This window comes from Thermus parvatiensis (genome assembly GCF_001535545.1).
GTDB lineage: Bacteria > Deinococcota > Deinococci > Deinococcales > Thermaceae > Thermus > Thermus parvatiensis.
Map to the genome: position 1 here is coordinate 248,233 of NZ_CP014141.1, position 14,864 is coordinate 263,096.

Sequence of the window (14,864 nt, forward strand, 5' to 3'; positions counted from 1 at the left end):
CGTGCGCCACCTGGTCCTCTCCGACATCCACGGGAACTGGCCCGCCCTGGAGGCGGTGCTCCAGGCCGCCCCCCCTTTGACCGGGTGCTCTTTCTGGGGGACGCGGTGGGCTACTACCCGGACGGGGACCGGGTGCTCGGCTGGCTCCGGGAGGTGGGGGCGGAGTGCGTCCTGGGGAACCACGACGCCTGGCTCCTCGCCCTGGACCGGCTCCCCGTGGAGGGCGTGGTGCTGGAGATCCTGGAGTGGCAAAGGCGCCGCCTCTCCCCCGAAAACCTCGCCTTCCTCGCCTCCTGGCCCTGGCAGCGGGAGGTGGAGGGGGCGCTCCTCGTCCACGGAAGCCCCTGCGACCCCTGGGAGTACCTGGACGACCTGGCCCCCGCCCGGCAGGCCTTCCGCTGCAGCGAGGCCCGGCTCGCCTTCCACGGGCACACCCACCTGGCGGGGGCCTTTCTGGAGCTCCAGGGCCCCCGCCCCTGGGTGCGCTACCAGGCCTTCCCCGAAGGGGGGGAGCTCGTCCTGCCCCCTCGGTGCGGGCCCTGGTGAACCCGGGCTCCGTGGGCCAGCCCAGGGACGGGGTCCCGGGGGCGGCCTTCGCCCTTTGGGAGGGGGACCGGATCGCCTTCTACCGGGTGGCCTACGACCTGGGGCGCGTGGCCGCCCGCCTTGCGGAGGAGGGCTTTCCCCCATGGCTCTACACCCGGCTCACCCTGGGGCAATAATCGGGCACGAGGCCGTTCTCGCCCTCCTTCCCCGCCTCACCGCCCAGACCCTGCTCTTCTCCGGCCCCGAGGGGGTGGGGCGGCGCACCGTGGCCCGCTGGTACGCCTGGGGGCTCAACCGCGGCTTCCCCCCGCCCTCCCTGGGGGAGCACCCGGACGTCCTCGAGGTGGGGCCCAAGGCCCGGGACCTCCGGGGCCGGGCCGAGGTGCGGCTGGAGGAGGTGGCGCCCCTCTTGGAGTGGTTCTCCAGCCACCCCCGGGAGCGGGTGAAGGTGGCCATCCTGGACTCGGCCCACCTCCTCACCGAGGCCGCGGCCAACGCCCTCCTTAAGCTTCTGGAGGAACCCCCTTCCTACGCCCGCATCGTTCTCATCGCCCCAAGCCGCGCCACCCTCCTGCCCACCCTGGCCTCCCGGGCCACGGAGGTGGCCTTCGCCCCGGTGCCCGAGGAGGCCATGCGCCCCCTCACCCAGGACCCGGAGCTCCTCCGCTACGCCGCCGGAGCCCCGGGCCGCCTCCTTAGGGCCCTCCAGGACCCGGAGGGGTACCGGGCCCGCATGGCCAGGGCGCAAAAGGTCCTAAAGGCACCGCCCCTGGAGCGCCTCGCTTTGCTTCGGGAGCTTTTGGCCGAGGAGGAGGGGGTCCACGCCCTCCACGCCGTCCTGGAACGCCCGGAGCACCTCCTCGCCCTGGAGCGGGCGCGGGAAGCTTTGGAGGGGTACGTGAGCCCCGAGCTGGTCCTCGCCCGGCTGGCCTTAGACTTAGAGACATGACCGTGGGCGTACGCTTCCGCACCCCCGTCCTCCGCTACGTCCGCTTCCGGGGGGAGGCCCCACCCGTGGACGCCTTCGTGGTGGTCCGCACCGGGCGGGGGCTGGAGGTGGGCCGGGTCCGCACCCCCCCGTGGACCGGCCGGCCTCGGGGGAGGTGGTGCGGCTCGCCTCCAAGGAGGACCTGGACCGGGCCGCGAGGCTCCGCGCCCGGGCGGAGGAGGCCCTCCACTTCGTCCGGGCCCGGTTCCGGGAGGAGGGGGTGCGGGCCAAGGTTTTGGGGTGCGACTTCACCCTGGACGGCCGCCACCTCGTCATCCACTACAGCGCCGAGGAGCGGGTGAACCTGAGGCGCTTTGCCCCCGAGCTCGCCCGCGCCCTGGGGGCCCGGATTGAGTTCGTGGCCGAAGGCCCCCGGGAGGAGGCCCAGTACCTTGGGACCTTGGGGGCCTGCGGCATGGAGTCCTGCTGCTCCACCTGGCTCCAGGGCTTCGCCCAGGTGTCCATCAAGCTCGCCCGGGACCAGCAGCTTCCCCTGAACCCGGAGAAGATCTCGGGCCCCTGCGGGAGGCTTCTCTGCTGCCTCACCTACGAGCACCCCGTCTACCAGGAGCTTCTCAAGGAGCTTCCCAAGAAGAACGCCCGGGTCTGCACCAAGGCCGGTCTTTGCGGCAAGGTGCAGAAGGTGAATCCCCTGAAGGGCACGGTGGAACTTCTCCTGGAGGAGGGCAAGACCGTGGAAGTGGGCAAGGAGGATCTGGCATGAGGTCCTACCGGGCGCAAGGTCCCCTGCCGGGCTTCTACCACTACTACCCCGGCGTCCCCGCCGTGGTGGGGGTGCGGCTTGAGGAGCGGGTGAACTTCTGCCCGGCGGTGTGGAACACGGGCCTTTCCGCCGACCCCCCCCTCTTCGGGGTCTCCATCAGCCCTAAGCGCTTCACCCACGGGCTCCTCCTAAAGGCCCGCCGCTTCTCGGCGAGCTTCCACCCCTTTGGGCAAAGGGACCTCGTCCACTGGCTGGGAAGCCACTCGGGCCGGGAGGTGGACAAGGGCCAGGCCCCCCACTTCCTGGGCCACACCGGGGTGCCCATCCTGGAGGGGGCCTACGCCGCCTACGAGCTGGAGCTCGTGGAGGTCCGTACCTTTGGCGACCACGACCTCTTCGTGGGCCGGGTGGTGGCGGTCTGGGAGGAGGAGGGCTTCCTGGACGAGAAGGGAAGGCCTAAGCCCGGCCTTGCCCTCCTCTACTACGGCAAGGGCCTCTACGGGCGCCCTGCCGAGGAGGCGTCCGCGCCGTGAGGGAGGCGGAGGCTCTCGCCCAGAAGGTGCGCCGCCTGGTCTTCAACCGCCAGGGGACGGAGGCCCAGGTCTTCTTTGAGGAGGGCTTCCTCTACCTCCGGGCGGACGCCCACGCCCGCTTCGCCCAGGGGGTGGGGGCGGAGCGCCTCCAGGGCTTCGCCCTCCTGGAAAACGGGGTGGAGCTCGTCTTCCGGGACGGGAGCCGCCTGAGGCTTCTCCACCGCCTGGGGCGGCTTCGCGCCTACTTCTCGTAGGGCTTGCCCACGGCGGCCGGGGGACGGCTTCTGCCGATGAAGCCCGCCAGGACCAGCACCGTGACCACGTAGGGGAAGGCCTGGACCAAAACGGCGGGCAGGATCTCGCTCCCCTGGAGCTGGATGGCGAGGGCCGAGGCGAAGCCGAAGAGGAGGGTGGAGAAGAGGATCCCCACGGGGTGCCACTTCCCGAAGATGAGGGCCGCCAGGGCGATGAACCCCATCCCCGCCGACATCCCCCGCACGAACTGGTTCAGGAAGCCGATGGAGAGGTAGGCCCCGGCGAGGCCCGTGAGGACCCCGGAGAGGACGACCCCGGTGTAGCGCATCCGGTGGACGTTCACCCCCAGGGTGTCGGCGGCCTCAGGGTGCTCCCCCACGGCCCGCAGGCGGAGGCCGAAGGGGGTCTTGAAGAGGATCCACCAGGTGAGGGGCACGAGGAGGAAAGCCACGTAGACCAAGGGGGAAAGCTGGAAGCCCTCGGGGCCCCAGAGGGGGAGGCGGTTTTCCACCTCCTTGGAGCTCGTGGCGTTGCCGTAGAAATAAGTGAGGACGAGGCTCGGGGCGCCTAGGGCCAGGAGGTTGATGGCCGTGGCGCTGATGATCTGGTCGGCGCGGTACTTGATGGAGACCAGGGCGTGGACGAAGGCGACCAGGCCCCCTACCCCCATGGCGGCGAGCACCCCCACCCAGGGGAGCCAAGGGTGAGGCCCGGGACCTAGGGCGGCCTCGAGGCGCTCCACCACCACCGCCGCCGTGAGGGCGCCGAAGAGGAGGATGCCCTCGAGGGCGATGTTCACCACCCCGCTCCTCTCCGAGAACATCCCCCGAGGGCGGTGAGGAGAAGGGGCGCCGTCTGGCGCAGGGTGGAGAGGAGAAGCGCGGTGAGGAAGGCGGTGTCCAGGCTCATTCCTTCACCTCCCTTTCCGACTTGAGCTCTACTTCCGCCGCCCTCAGGGGGTCGGTGAAGTAGCGGGGCAAAAAGCCCCCTGCGGCGATGAAGAGGACGATGAGGGCCTGGAGCACCGCCACCAGCTCCCGGCTGATGCCGAGCTGCAGGTTCACCTGGAGCCCCCCCGTGAGGAGGATGCCGAAAAGCCAAGCGGCGAGGCCCACCCCAAGGGGGGTGTTCTGCCCCATAAGGGCCACGGCGATGCCGTCAAACCCCACGGAGTAGGGGAGGGACTGCTTCAGCCGGTACTCGTCAATCCCCCCGCCCAGGACGTAGTGGGCGGCGGCGAGGCCCGCCAAGGCCCCGGAGAGGAACATCACGAGGACCACCTTCCGCCCCACCGCCACGCCCCCGTACTCCGCCGCCTTGGGGGCGAGGCCCAAGGCGCGAAGCTCGTACCCGCCCACGGTGCGGAAGACGTAGTAGTGGAAGAAGAGGAGGGCGAGGAGGGCGAGGAGGAAGGCCCCGTTCAGGCGCACCGAGGTGAGGTCGGGGCCGAAGGCCACCTCCGGGCCGGGAAGAAGCCCCCCAAGCCCGTAGCCCAAGGCCCCGAGGAGGCCTGCGGCGAGGAGCCGGTGGCCCAGGCTCTTCCGCACCAGGAAGTAGCCCAAAAGCCCCAAGAGGAGGGCCAGGGGCAGGGCGAAGGAGAGCTCCCCGCCGGGGGCCACCAGGTCGGTCCAGTGGGGGATGCGGGCCTCGGGCCGGATCTCGTAGCTCCGGGCCTCGTAGCCCGGGTACTTGAAGGGGAGGTACAGGGTCCTGCCGAAGAACTTGTACTCGTTGGCGGAGATGAGGAAGAGGAAGAGGCTCGCCGCGATGTAGTTGAACATGATGGTGTTGATCACCTCGTGGGCCCCGAAGCGGGCCTTGAGCCAGCCCGGGATCGCCCCCCAAAGCCCCCGGCCAGGGCGGCGGCGAGGAGGGCGAGGGGCAGGACGAGCCACCTGGGGCCCGGGAGGTAGACCCCCACCAGCATGGCGGCGATGGCCCCCAGGATGAGCTGCCCCGGGGCCCCGATGTTGAAGAGCCCGCCCCTAAACCCCAAGGCCACGGCGAGCCCGGTGAAGACGAGGGGGGTGGCGAGGAGGAGGCTTTGGAGGAACCCGGAGGGGTTCACCAGGGGGCTATAGAGGAGCTGGTAGGTGTAGGTGATGAGGTCCAGCTTCAGGAGGAAGGCGTCCCGGAGGCCCTGGGCCCGGGCCGGGGTTTCCTTGAGGAGGGCCACGATGACCCCGCCCAGGAAGGAGGCGAGGAGGAGGGAGAAAAGGGGCACCACCACGCCCCGCCTTCGCACCAAAAAGGCGAGCCCCCCAGGGGAAAAGAGCCGGGCGAGGAGGAGGAGGTAGAGGCCATAGGCCAAGGTGGCGTAGCTCCCGAGGCCGAGGCTAAAGCGGCGCAGGAGGGGCCTTTCCGCCCCGGCGTTCACCTGGGCCACGCTCCCCTGAAAGAGGAGGTAGGTGAGGAGGAAGAGCCCTAGGCCCAAGGCCCCGGCCCAGTAGAGCCCCCGGACGCCCGCCCGGGTCCAGGGGAGGAGGAGGCTTAAGAGGAGCCAGGCCAGGGAGAGGTAGAAGACGGGGTAGAGCCAGGCGTCCTGGTAGCCCTGGGGGAGGCGGCCTTGGGGCAGGTGGTGGCCGAAGGGGTTGAGGAGCACCCCCTCCCCGCCGAAGATCCGATGGGGCACGGCCCAGGGGGCCAGGTACCAGAGGAGGAGGGTGACCCCCCCTCCCAGGAGGACGAGAAGCCCCAGGCGCTTGCGGTCGGTCAACACGCGGAGGATTTTACCCTAAGGGGGTGGCCTTTCGTGCTAGACTCCCCTCGTGGCGGCTTCCCCGGAGGAAAAGGCGAAAAGGGTGCGGCGGATGTTCTCGGAGATCGCCCCCCGCTACGACCTCCTAAACCGCCTCCTCTCCTTCGGGGCGGACCTCCGCTGGCGCAGGCGGGCGGTGGACCTGGCCCTGGAGAAGGCCCCCAGGCGCATCCTGGACCTGGCCACGGGCACGGGGGATCTGGCCCTCATGCTCAAGGAAAGGGCCCCGGCGGCCGAGGTGGTGGGGGCGGACTTCGCCCCGCCCATGCTGGAGATCGCCCGGAAGAAGGCGGAGGCGAGGGGGCTAGAGGTCCGTTTCCTCGAGGCGGACGCCCTCGCCCTCCCCTTTCCCGATGAATCCTTTGAGGCCGTCACCATCGCCTTCGGCTTCCGCAACTTCGCCGACTACGAAAAGGCCCTAAGGGAGCTTTACCGGGTCCTGGCCCCCGGGGGGAGGCTCGTCCTCTTGGAGTTTCCCCCGCCCCCTAAGGGGGCCTTTGGCCTCGTCTACCGGGTCTACTTCGGGCGGATCCTCCCTTTCCTTGGGGGGCTTCTTTCGGGGAACTTCGGGGCCTACCGCTACCTGCCGGAAAGCGTGGAGGCCTTCCCTGCTCCTGAGGCCCTGAAGGCCATGATGGCGGCGGCGGGGTTTTCCGTGCGCTACGAGCTCCTCACCTTCGGGGTGGCGGCCATCCACGTGGGGGACAGGCCCTAAAGCCCGGCCGCTTGCCTCAGCTCCTCGTCGCTGGGAAGCCTTCCCTCCTTGAGGGCTTCCACCAGGAAGCGGGCCATCCGCCCGAGGGCGTCCCGCACCTTGCGCCACTCCTCCAGGGGTTTCCCCGTGGGGTCGGGGAAGGAGACGTGGCGCTTCTCGGTCCTTGCGGGGTAGGCGGGGCAGGCCTCCTTGGCCTGGTCGCACACGGTGAGGACGAGGCCGAAGTCCCAAGGGTCGGGGACCTCAAAGAGGGTCTTGGAGAAGTGGCCCGAGAGGTCCAGCCCCACCTCGGCCATGACCCGCTTGGCCTCTTCCTTCACGAAGGCCTTTTCCGTGCCGGCGGAGTGGACCTCAAGATCTACCCCCAGGACCTTCGCCCAGTGCTTGAGCCAGGCCTCCGCCATCTGGCTCCGGGCGGAGTTGTGGGTGCAGAGGACGAGGACCCGCATCCTCCAAAGCCTAGCCCCCCTCGGTCAGGGGGAGATCATGCGCTCAAGCTGGGCCACCTTCTCCTCGAGGACCCTTATCCCCCGGCGCCAGAAGTCCACGCTTTCCAGGTCAAAGCCGAAGCGGAGGGCGAGCTCCTTGGCCCGGTACCGGCCCGACTCGGCCAAAAGGGCCTCGTAACGCTCGGCGAAGCCGGGGTCCTCCTTGGCGGTCTCGTAGACGGCAAGCCCGAAGAGGAGGCCGAAGGTGTAGGGGTAGTTGTAGAAGTCCGCCCCGTAGTAGTGCCTCTTCACCGCCCACATGTAGGGGTGGCGGGTGGCCAGAACCTCCCCGTAGGCCTCCTCCTGGGCTTTGAGCATGAGCTCCTTGAACTCCCTGGGAGAAAGCTCCCGTTCCTTGCGCTTTTGGAAGACCCAGGACTCAAAAAGGAAGCGGCTATGGATGTCCACCACCACCTGGGCCGCCCCCTGGAGGTAGGCGTCCAGGATGAGGAGGCCTTCCTCGGGGGAGGCCTCCTTGAGCGCCGCCTCCACCACCAGGGTCTCGTTCATGATGCTCGCCGTCTCCGCCAGGGTCATGGGGACCTCCCTTAAGGAGGCGGGGGCCTCCCTCAAGGCGAAGTTGTGGTAGGCGTGGCCGAGCTCGTGGGCCAGGGTGGAGACGGACTCAAAGCTTTCCTCGTAGTTGGCGAGGATGAGGCTCTTCCCCCCGCCCCGCCCCATGCAGTAGGCCCCGCCCACCTTGCCCTTTCGGGGGAGGAGGTCCATCCAGCGCTCGTTGAAGGCCATCTCCGCCACCTTGGCGGCGTTCGGCACCAGGAGGGCGAGCTTGGCCGGGATGAAGGCCCGGGCCTCCTCCAGGCTCCAGCGCCTTCCCCGGCCCAGGGGGGCGAAGAGGTCCCACCAGTCCAGGCGCTCCTTGCCTAGGGCCCTGGCCTTGAGGAGGAAGTAGCGGCGGAAGAGGGGAAGGCTTTCCCCTACCGCCTCCTGCATGGCGGAGAGGGCCTTCCTCGTGATGCGGTTTTGGAGGAGGGTGGGCTCGAGGTCGTCCCGGTAGCCCCGCCTCCGGTTGAGGACCGAGGCTTCCCCTTTGACCCCGTTTAGGGCGAAGGCCAGGGGCACCTCGTGGGCCTCCCAGGCCTTTAGCTCCGCCTCGTAGGCCTTTTTGCGCACCGCTTCCTCGGGGCGGAAGTAGAGGTTGCGCACCTGGCTTATGGGCATCTCCTCCCCGTCCACCACCGCGGTGATCTGGCTCGTGAGGCTCTCGTGGAGCTTGTCCCAGGCCGCCCTCCCCGAGAGGGATAGCTCCGCCGCCAAGACCTCCTCCCCCTCGGGCATCATGTGCAGGGCCTCCTCCTTGGCCTCCTCCACCAGGAGGCGGTAGGGCCCGGCCTCCTCGGGGTCTTGGAGGGCCAGGTAGCGGGTGAGGCGGGGCCTTAAGCGCTGGAAGTCCAGGAAGAGGACCTGGAGCTCCGAGAGCTTGGCGAGGGCGGCCTCGTCCCGGGTGTCGGCGCTGTAGCGGGCGTAGAGGTAGGCCCGGAGGGGGGTGGCCTTTTCGCTCAGGGTGTCCAGGGAGGTCAGGACCTCCTCGAGGAGGGCGCTTTCCTCCAAAAGCCCCTTCAGGCGGACGATTTCCCCTTTTAGGTCCTCCCAGGCCTTCTGGAACTCGGGACTTTCCAGGCCGGGGAAGAGGGGGGTCAGGTCCCAGGTGGTCTCGGTCATGCCCCCACTATACCTGACCGGCGGGTCAGGCCCTCAGTAGGCCACGGGCTCCAGGTAGATGCGAAGCCGCAGAAGCGCGATGAAGCCTAGGCCCAGGGTTTCCATGCCCACCCCTTCCGGGGTCCAGGGGGTTTCCGGGGAGGACCTTGATCACGGGCCCGCTCATGCCCCCCTTGCCTCCGGTTTTTGGGGTTGGGAGGGAGCCGGGGGCGGAACCTGCACCGGGACGTCCACTCGCACGCCGGGAAGAGGCTCCGCCGTGATCCGGGGCGCGCAGGCCACCAGGAGGGCGCCTAGGGCCAGAAGCCAAAATGGGACCTCACCTCCTTGCGGACTCTTTGTAGCATAGAACAGGTTGACTTCCGGTGAAGAGGACGCTTGGGAAAGCCCTCAGGGAAGGCTTAGAACAAAGGGCTGCGAGCGCCACCCCTTGGGGGAGCGGAACTGGAGGCGCAGGGAAAGGGGCGCTCCCGTCCCCAAGAGCCCCCGGTGGGTGTAGAAGGCCTGGACCAGGGGAAGGCTTGGGCAGCTGGCCCCGGGGGGCGGGTTGAGGGGGGAAACCTCCCCGCCCTCCACCTCCCGGCAGCGCACCAGGCGGGCGTAGAAGGTGAAGGTGTGCACCTCCGGCTGGAGGATCCAGAGGAAGAAACCTCTCTGCCCTTCGTGCAGGCTCAGGGCGTAGCGGGGCTGGGTGGGGTCGCGGTCAAAGCCGGGGTAGGGGAAGGCCGCCACCCGCTCCCCGCCCGGAAGCCGGGGCGGGTCTAGAGTGTAGAGGTCCAGGGGAACGTCCTCCAGGGGGTGGAGCCGGATCTGGAAGAAGGGCTCCGTAGGCCCGGCCTCCGCCTTCAGGACCTCAGGTCGTAACACCCGGGCTCGGGAAGCCAGGTCCGGCGGTAGGGAAGCCCCTTGGCCTCGGCGAAGGTCTTCAGGAGGAGGGTTTTGCCGAAGCCGGGGGGCGCGTGGACCAGGACCCCTTCGGGGAGCGCCTCCTCCAGGGCTTGGTGAAGCCTCGGGCGGTGGAGGTACACTTTTCAGGATAGCCCCGAAGGTGGGGTAAGCTTGGGGCATGGAGGGCTTTCCCGTAAAGGTTCCCGTGCAGGTCCGCTTCCGCGATCTGGACGCCTTGGGGCACGTGAATAACGCCGTCTACCTTACCTACTTTGAGGTGGCCCGCGTCGCCTACTTCAGTCGGCTGGAGCGGGACTGGGTGGGGCGGGGCCACTTCATCCTGGCCCGGGCCGAGGTGGACTTCCTGAGGCCCATCCACCTCGAGGACCCCGTGGAGGTGGGGGTGCGGGTGGTGCGGATCGGCCGCTCCAGCTTTGACATGGAGTACCGGGTGGAGGTCCGTGGGGAGGAGGCGGCCCGGGGCCGGACCGTCCAGGTCTGGCTGGAAGGGGGCAGCCCCGCTCCCTTGCCCGAGGCCATCCGGGAGAGGATCCGGGCTTTGGAGGGGCGGCCCCTATAGCCCCTGGACAGGGCCCCCTTATCCCGCTATCCTGAGGCCATGGCCCTTCCCTCCGCCCTCTGGTGGCCCGGCTAGGCCCCGGGGCGGGAGGCCTTTCCCCGGGGCACACCCCGGGGCTTTGTTTTTGGGGGACGGCATGGAGCGGATCCAACCTTACCGCAAAACCTTCCTCGCGGACCTGGAGACCCCGGTGACCGCCTACCTGAAGCTTGCCGAGAAGGCCCCGGTGAGCTTCCTCCTGGAGTCGGTGGAAATGGGCCGGCAAAGCCGCTTCTCCATCGTGGGCGTGGGGGCGCGGCGCACCTTCCGCCTTAAGGACGGGGTCTTCACCGTGAACGGCACCCCCGTGGCGACCCAGGATCCCTTGCGCGCCCTCTACGAGGCGGTCCACGCCCCCTTGGAGCGTCTCCCCGACCTTCCCCCCTTCTTTGGCGGGGTGGTGGGGTACGTCGCCTACGACCTCATCCGCTACTACGAGAGGCTTCCGAGCCTCAAGCCCGACGACCTCGGCCTCCCCGACCTCCTCTTCGTGGAGCCCGAGGTGGTGGCGGTCTTTGACCACCTGAAAAACCTCCTCCACCTCGTAGCCCCGGGCACCGACCCCGAGGAGGCAGAGGCCCGTCTCTTTTGGGCCGAGAGGAGGCTCAAGGGCCCCCTGCCCGGGGTGCCGGGGGAGAGGGCGGGGGGAGGGCCCGCTTCCAGGAGGACTTTTCCCGGGAGGCCTACCTGGAGGCGGTGAGGAGGGCCTTGGACTACATCCGCGCGGGGGATATCTTCCAGGTGGTCCTCTCCTTGAGGCTCTCCTCCCCCCTCACCGTCCATCCCTTTGCCCTCTACCGGGCCTTAAGGAGCGTGAACCCGAGCCCCTACATGGGCTATCTGGACCTGGGGGAGGTGATTTTGGTCTCGGCCAGCCCGGAAAGCCTCCTGCGCTCGGACGGCCGAAGGGTGGTCACCCGGCCCATCGCGGGCACGAGGCCGAGGGGGAAGGACGAGGAGGAGGACAAAAGGCTTGCCGAGGAGCTTCTTAAGGACGAGAAGGAGGTCGCGGAGCACGTGATGCTTCTGGACCTCTCCCGCAACGACATCGGCCGGGTCGCCGCCTTCGGCACGGTGCGGGTCTTGGAGCCCCTCCACGTGGAGCACTACTCCCACGTGATGCACCTGGTCTCCACGGTGGAAGGGGTCTTGGCCGAGGGGAAGACCCCCCTGGACGCCCTGGCCAGCGTGCTGCCCATGGGGACGGTCTCCGGGGCCCCGAAGATCCGGGCCATGGAGATCATTGAGGAGCTGGAGCCCCACCGCCGGGGGCCCTACGGGGGAAGCTTCGGCTACCTCGCTTACGACGGGGCCATGGATGTGGCCTTAACCTTGCGTACCTTCGTCATCGCTAAAGGGTGGATGCACGTGCAGGCGGGGGCGGGGATCGTGGCGGACTCGGTGCCGGAAAGGGAGTACCAGGAGTGCCTGAACAAGGCCAAGGCCCTCCTAAAAGCGGTGGAGATGGCGGAGGAAGGGCTATGAAGGTCTTGGTGGTGGACAACTACGATAGCTTCACCTACAACCTGGTGCAGTACCTGGGGGAGCTGGGGGCAAGCCCCATTGTGTGGCGGAACGACCGTTTTGAGCTGGAGGAGGTGGCGGCCCTGGACCCGGACCGGATCCTTATAAGTCCCGGGCCCTGCACCCCCTTTGAGGCGGGGCTTTCCATCCCCCTGGTCCAGCGCTACGCCCCCCGCTACCCCATCCTGGGGGTCTGCCTCGGCCACCAGGCCATCGGGGCGGCCTTTGGAGGGAAGGTCGTCCCCGCCCCCGTTCTCATGCACGGAAAGGTGAGCGAGATCCACCACGACGGCACCGGGGTCTTCCGGGGGCTGCCTAGCCCCTTCCCCGCCACCCGCTACCACTCCCTGGCGGTGGCGGAGGTGCCGGAGGACCTTTTGGTGAACGCCTGGGTGGAGGAGGCGGGGGGGCGGACGGTGATGGGCTTCCGCCACAAAACCTTCCCCACCCACGGGGTGCAGTTCCACCCGGAAAGCTACCTGACGGAAGCCGGTAAGCTCATCCTCAAGAACTTCTTGGAGGACCCATGGACGCGGTAAAGAAAGCGCTTTTGGGCGAGGTCTTGGAGGAGGACGAGGCCTACGAGGTCATGCGGGCCCTGATGGCGGGGGAGGTCTCCCCGGTGCGGGCGGCGGGGCTTCTGGTGGCCTTGAGTGTCCGGGGAGAGCGGCCCCACGAGATCGCTGCCATGGCCCGGGCCATGCGGGAGGCGGCAAGGCCCCTTCGGGTGGCCCGAAGGCCCCTTTTGGACATCGTGGGGACCGGGGGGGACCATAAGGGCCTTTTGAACCTCTCCACCCTGGCCGCCCTGGTGGCGGCGGCGGGGGGGGTGGCCGTGGCCAAGCACGGGAACCGGGCGGCAAGCTCCAAGGCGGGGAGCGCGGACCTCCTCGAGGCCCTGGGGGTGGACCTGGAGGCCCCCCCTGAGCGGGTGGGGGAGGCCATAGAGGCCCTGGGTTTTGGCTTCCTCTTCGCCCGGGTCTTCCACCCTGCCATGCGCCACGTGGCCCCGGTGCGGGCCGAGCTCGGCGTGCGCACCGTCTTCAACCTCTTGGGACCCCTCACCAACCCCGCCGGGGCGGACGCCTACGTCCTCGGGGTCTATAGCCCGGAGTGGCTTTCCCCCATGGCCGAGGCCCTGGAGCGGCTTGGGGCGAGGGGCCTCGTGGTCCACGGGGAGGGGGCGGACGAGCTCGTCCTCGGGGAGAACCGGGTGGTGGAGGTAGGGAAGGGGGCCTACACCCTCACCCCTGAGGCGGTGGGCCTAAAGAGGGCCCCCCTCGAGGCCCTCAAAGGCGGAGGCCCCGAGGAGAACGCGGCCCTCGCCCGCCGCCTCCTCAAAGGGGAGGAGAAGGGCCCCCTGGCCGACGCCGTGGCCCTGGCCGCGGGGGCCGGGTTCTACGCCGCAGGAAAAACCCCCTCCCTGAAGGAGGGGGTGGCGTTGGCCCGAGAGGTCCTGGCCTCGGGGGAGGCCTACCTCCTCCTGGAGCGCTACGTGGCCTTTCTCAGGGCCTAGAGGTCCAGGAGGACGGTGTCCCCCTCGAGGCGGGCGGGGAAGACCTTCACGGGCCTGGGGGCGGGGAGGGTCTGCCGCCCCGTCCTCAGGTCAAACCGGGCCCCGTGGCGGGGGCAGACGATGGCCCCGTCCTCCACCTCCCCTTCGTGGAGGGGGCCGTCGTCGTGGGTGCAGACGTCCTCCAGGGCGAAGACCTCCTCCCCGGTGTAAAGGAGGAGGATGGGCTTTTTGTGCTCAGGCCGCCGCACCACCAGGCGGCCATCTTGGAACTCGCTGAGTTTGGCTACCGGAGTCCACATGGCTTTAGCCTATAGGCTTCCCGCGCCCGCTAAATGCGGACCTTTTCTTCGATCACCGCCTCAATGTGGGCCCTCAGCGCCTTCAAGGGGATGCGGGAGAGGACGTCCGCGAGGTGGGCCTTGACCAGGAGCTCCTGGGCGAGGCCTCGAGGAAGCCCCCGGGACTGGAGGTAGAAAAGCTGCATCTCGTCCACGGGGGCGGTGGTGCTCCCGTGGGTGCAGCGCACGTCGTTGGCCCCGATCTCCAGCTGGGGGATGGAGTCCACCCGGGCCGTGGGGGAGAGGAGGAGGTTGCGGTTCGCCTGGTAGGCGTCCGTCTTCTGGGCCCCCTTTTCCAGCTTGATGAGGCCGGAGAAGACCGCCCGGGCCTCGTCCTTCACCGCCCCCTTGTAGAGGAGGTCCGAGCGGGTGTGGTGCTCCACGTGGTGCTGCAGGGTGTAGTGGTCAAACTGCTGTCGCCCGTGGCCGAAGTAGAGGCCGAGCATCTCGCTCTCCGCCCCCGGGCCCACGAGCTCCGAGGCCACCTCGCTCCGGGCGTAGGCGCCCCCGAGGTTCACCACGAGGTCGTTGAGGCCGCTATCCCGCTCCAGAAGGGCCCTTTGCCGGTGGAAGTGCCACACCCCCTCGCCGAAGGTCTGGACGTGGGCGTGGCGCAGGCGGGCCCCGGGCCTCAGGACCATCTCCGTGGCGGAGAGGTGCAGGGTGGGGGGAGGTCCAAGGAGAGGTACTCCTCAATGTAGGCGGCCTTGGCGTTGTCCTCCAGGAAGAGGAGGCTCCGCCCCGCCGAGGCCTTTTCCCCCTCCAGGAGCACCTTGAAGACCCCGAGGGGCTTCTCCACCTCTAGCCCCGCGGGCACGTAGAGGAAGGCCCCGTGGGTGAAGAAGGCGCTGTTCTGTGCGGCGAACTTGTCCTCGGTGTAGACCGCCTGGAAGAGGGCCGCCTCCACCTTGTCGGGGTGGGTCTTCAGGGCCTCGGCCAGGGAGGTGAAGACGAGGCCCTTTTCCTTTAGCGCCTCGGGCACCTCGGCGTAGACGAGGTCCGGCCCCACGAAGACCAGAAAGCCCGAGACGTCGGTCTTTTCCAGCCTGCGCCGGACGGGCTCGGGAAGCTCGTCCCGGGAGAGCTTAAGCCCCTTGGGGGCCTCCACGGGAAGCTCCAGGGGGGCTTCGGAGAGGTCGGTGTACCGCCAGTTCTCGTCCTTCTTGCTGGGGTAAGGGAGGCGGGCGAAGGCCTCGAGGGCCTTAAACCGTTTCTCCAGCACCCAGGCCGGTTCCCCCAGGGCCTGGGAGAGGGTTTCCACATGCGTCTTGTCCAGTACCTGCATCGGGCCT

The 14,864-nt window shown here is 69.0% G+C and carries 12 protein-coding genes and 6 pseudogenes; 10 read left to right on the forward strand and 8 right to left on the reverse strand.

The genetic code is table 11. From position 1 onward, the window contains the following. Position 1 precedes the first annotated feature (1 nt). The 5 genes and pseudogenes from AV541_RS01430 (at position 2) to AV541_RS01450 (ending at position 3,045) form a co-directional block, all read left to right on the forward strand. Positions 2-722 (forward strand): annotated as a pseudogene (locus AV541_RS01430) (metallophosphoesterase family protein). Then, positions 689-1,495 (forward strand): DNA polymerase III subunit delta', encoded by an 807-nt coding sequence (locus tag AV541_RS01435; protein ID WP_060384076.1) that lies wholly within the window; start codon positions 689-691, stop codon positions 1,493-1,495. The pseudogene AV541_RS01430 and the gene AV541_RS01435 overlap by 34 nt, the downstream one beginning before the upstream one ends. Further along, a pseudogene (locus tag AV541_RS01440) lies at positions 1,492-2,258 on the forward strand (PSP1 domain-containing protein). The gene AV541_RS01435 and the pseudogene AV541_RS01440 overlap by 4 nt, the downstream one beginning before the upstream one ends. Beyond that, entirely contained in the window at positions 2,255-2,791 is a 537-nt protein-coding gene (locus tag AV541_RS01445; RefSeq protein ID WP_060384077.1) for a flavin reductase family protein, read from the forward strand. Before AV541_RS01440 ends, AV541_RS01445 begins: the two are co-directional and overlap by 4 nt. Beyond that, positions 2,788-3,045 carry a hypothetical protein gene (locus tag AV541_RS01450; RefSeq protein ID WP_060384078.1) on the forward strand — a complete coding sequence of 86 codons (258 nt, stop codon included), beginning with the start codon at positions 2,788-2,790 and terminating at the stop codon, positions 3,043-3,045. Before AV541_RS01445 ends, AV541_RS01450 begins: the two co-directional genes overlap by 4 nt. Here AV541_RS01450 and AV541_RS01455 read toward each other — a convergent pair. Together AV541_RS01455 and AV541_RS01460 are read right to left on the reverse strand one after the other, a co-directional pair. After that, positions 3,033-3,955 (reverse strand): annotated as a pseudogene (locus tag AV541_RS01455) (ABC transporter permease). The gene AV541_RS01450 and the pseudogene AV541_RS01455 sit on opposite strands and share 13 nt — an antisense overlap. Beyond that, positions 3,952-5,765 (reverse strand): annotated as a pseudogene (locus AV541_RS01460) (ABC transporter permease). Before AV541_RS01460 ends, AV541_RS01455 begins: the two co-directional pseudogenes overlap by 4 nt. 91 nt (positions 5,766-5,856) lie before the next feature. On the opposite strand from AV541_RS01460, the gene ubiE reads away from it, so the two are divergent. After that, complete coding sequence (gene ubiE / locus AV541_RS01465; protein WP_060384815.1) at positions 5,857-6,519, forward strand: bifunctional demethylmenaquinone methyltransferase/2-methoxy-6-polyprenyl-1,4-benzoquinol methylase UbiE; 663 nt, start codon at positions 5,857-5,859, stop codon at positions 6,517-6,519. On the opposite strand, the gene AV541_RS01470 is transcribed toward ubiE, so the two are convergent. The 4 genes from AV541_RS01470 to AV541_RS01485 all read right to left on the reverse strand — a co-directional run bounded on the left by AV541_RS01470 (position 6,516) and on the right by AV541_RS01485 (position 9,715). After that, entirely contained in the window at positions 6,516-6,968 is a 453-nt protein-coding gene (locus tag AV541_RS01470; protein ID WP_060384079.1) for an arsenate reductase ArsC, read from the reverse strand. The two genes, ubiE and AV541_RS01470, sit on opposite strands and share 4 nt — an antisense overlap. A gap of 24 nt (positions 6,969-6,992) precedes the next feature. Continuing rightward, positions 6,993-8,687: a M3 family oligoendopeptidase gene (locus AV541_RS01475; protein ID WP_060384080.1), complete on the reverse strand. Its 1,695-nt coding sequence runs from the start codon at positions 8,685-8,687 to the stop codon at positions 6,993-6,995. A 390-nt stretch (positions 8,688-9,077) separates the two neighbouring features. Further along, a complete protein-coding gene (locus AV541_RS01480) occupies positions 9,078-9,554 on the reverse strand; it encodes a hypothetical protein (protein WP_060384081.1) in 477 nt (158 codons plus the stop codon). Then, positions 9,533-9,715: a P-loop NTPase family protein gene (locus AV541_RS01485; RefSeq protein WP_008633803.1), complete on the reverse strand. Its 183-nt coding sequence runs from the start codon at positions 9,713-9,715 to the stop codon at positions 9,533-9,535. Before AV541_RS01485 ends, AV541_RS01480 begins: the two co-directional genes overlap by 22 nt. Before the next feature lie 38 nt (positions 9,716-9,753). Here AV541_RS01485 and AV541_RS01490 point away from each other — a divergent pair, with 38 nt between their 5' ends. From AV541_RS01490 to trpD, 4 genes and pseudogenes are all read left to right on the forward strand, one after another. After that, complete coding sequence (locus AV541_RS01490; protein ID WP_060384082.1) at positions 9,754-10,155, forward strand: acyl-CoA thioesterase; 402 nt, start codon at positions 9,754-9,756, stop codon at positions 10,153-10,155. 136 nt (positions 10,156-10,291) lie between these two features. After that, positions 10,292-11,679 (forward strand): annotated as a pseudogene (gene trpE / locus AV541_RS01495) (anthranilate synthase component I). Next, positions 11,676-12,257, forward strand: coding sequence for an anthranilate synthase component II (locus AV541_RS01500; RefSeq protein ID WP_060384083.1), 582 nt, complete (start codon positions 11,676-11,678; stop codon positions 12,255-12,257). Before trpE ends, AV541_RS01500 begins: the two are co-directional and overlap by 4 nt. Next, positions 12,245-13,234, forward strand: coding sequence for an anthranilate phosphoribosyltransferase (trpD, locus tag AV541_RS01505; protein WP_008633798.1), 990 nt, complete (start codon positions 12,245-12,247; stop codon positions 13,232-13,234). The genes AV541_RS01500 and trpD overlap by 13 nt, the downstream gene beginning before the upstream one ends. Here the strand turns inward: trpD and AV541_RS01510 are convergent. Both AV541_RS01510 and sufD read right to left on the reverse strand, forming a co-directional pair. Further along, positions 13,231-13,533: a Rieske (2Fe-2S) protein gene (locus tag AV541_RS01510; RefSeq protein WP_038035633.1), complete on the reverse strand. Its 303-nt coding sequence runs from the start codon at positions 13,531-13,533 to the stop codon at positions 13,231-13,233. The genes trpD and AV541_RS01510 overlap by 4 nt on opposite strands. Positions 13,534-13,562: 29 nt before the next feature. Then, positions 13,563-14,857 (reverse strand): annotated as a pseudogene (sufD, locus tag AV541_RS01515) (Fe-S cluster assembly protein SufD). Positions 14,858-14,864 lie beyond the last annotated feature (7 nt).

Coding starts and splice junctions, on each gene's coding strand:
- AV541_RS01445 (WP_060384077.1), top strand. CDS start 2,255: ATGAGGTCCTACCGGGCGCAAGGTCCCCTGCCGGGCTTCTACCACTAC.
- AV541_RS01475 (WP_060384080.1), bottom strand. CDS start 8,687: ATGACCGAGACCACCTGGGACCTGACCCCCCTCTTCCCCGGCCTGGAA.
- AV541_RS01510 (WP_038035633.1), bottom strand. CDS start 13,533: ATGTGGACTCCGGTAGCCAAACTCAGCGAGTTCCAAGATGGCCGCCTG.
- AV541_RS01435 (WP_060384076.1), top strand. CDS start 689: ATGGCTCTACACCCGGCTCACCCTGGGGCAATAATCGGGCACGAGGCC.
- AV541_RS01490 (WP_060384082.1), top strand. CDS start 9,754: ATGGAGGGCTTTCCCGTAAAGGTTCCCGTGCAGGTCCGCTTCCGCGAT.
- trpD (WP_008633798.1), top strand. CDS start 12,245: ATGGACGCGGTAAAGAAAGCGCTTTTGGGCGAGGTCTTGGAGGAGGAC.
- AV541_RS01500 (WP_060384083.1), top strand. CDS start 11,676: ATGAAGGTCTTGGTGGTGGACAACTACGATAGCTTCACCTACAACCTG.
- AV541_RS01470 (WP_060384079.1), bottom strand. CDS start 6,968: ATGCGGGTCCTCGTCCTCTGCACCCACAACTCCGCCCGGAGCCAGATG.
- ubiE (WP_060384815.1), top strand. CDS start 5,857: ATGTTCTCGGAGATCGCCCCCCGCTACGACCTCCTAAACCGCCTCCTC.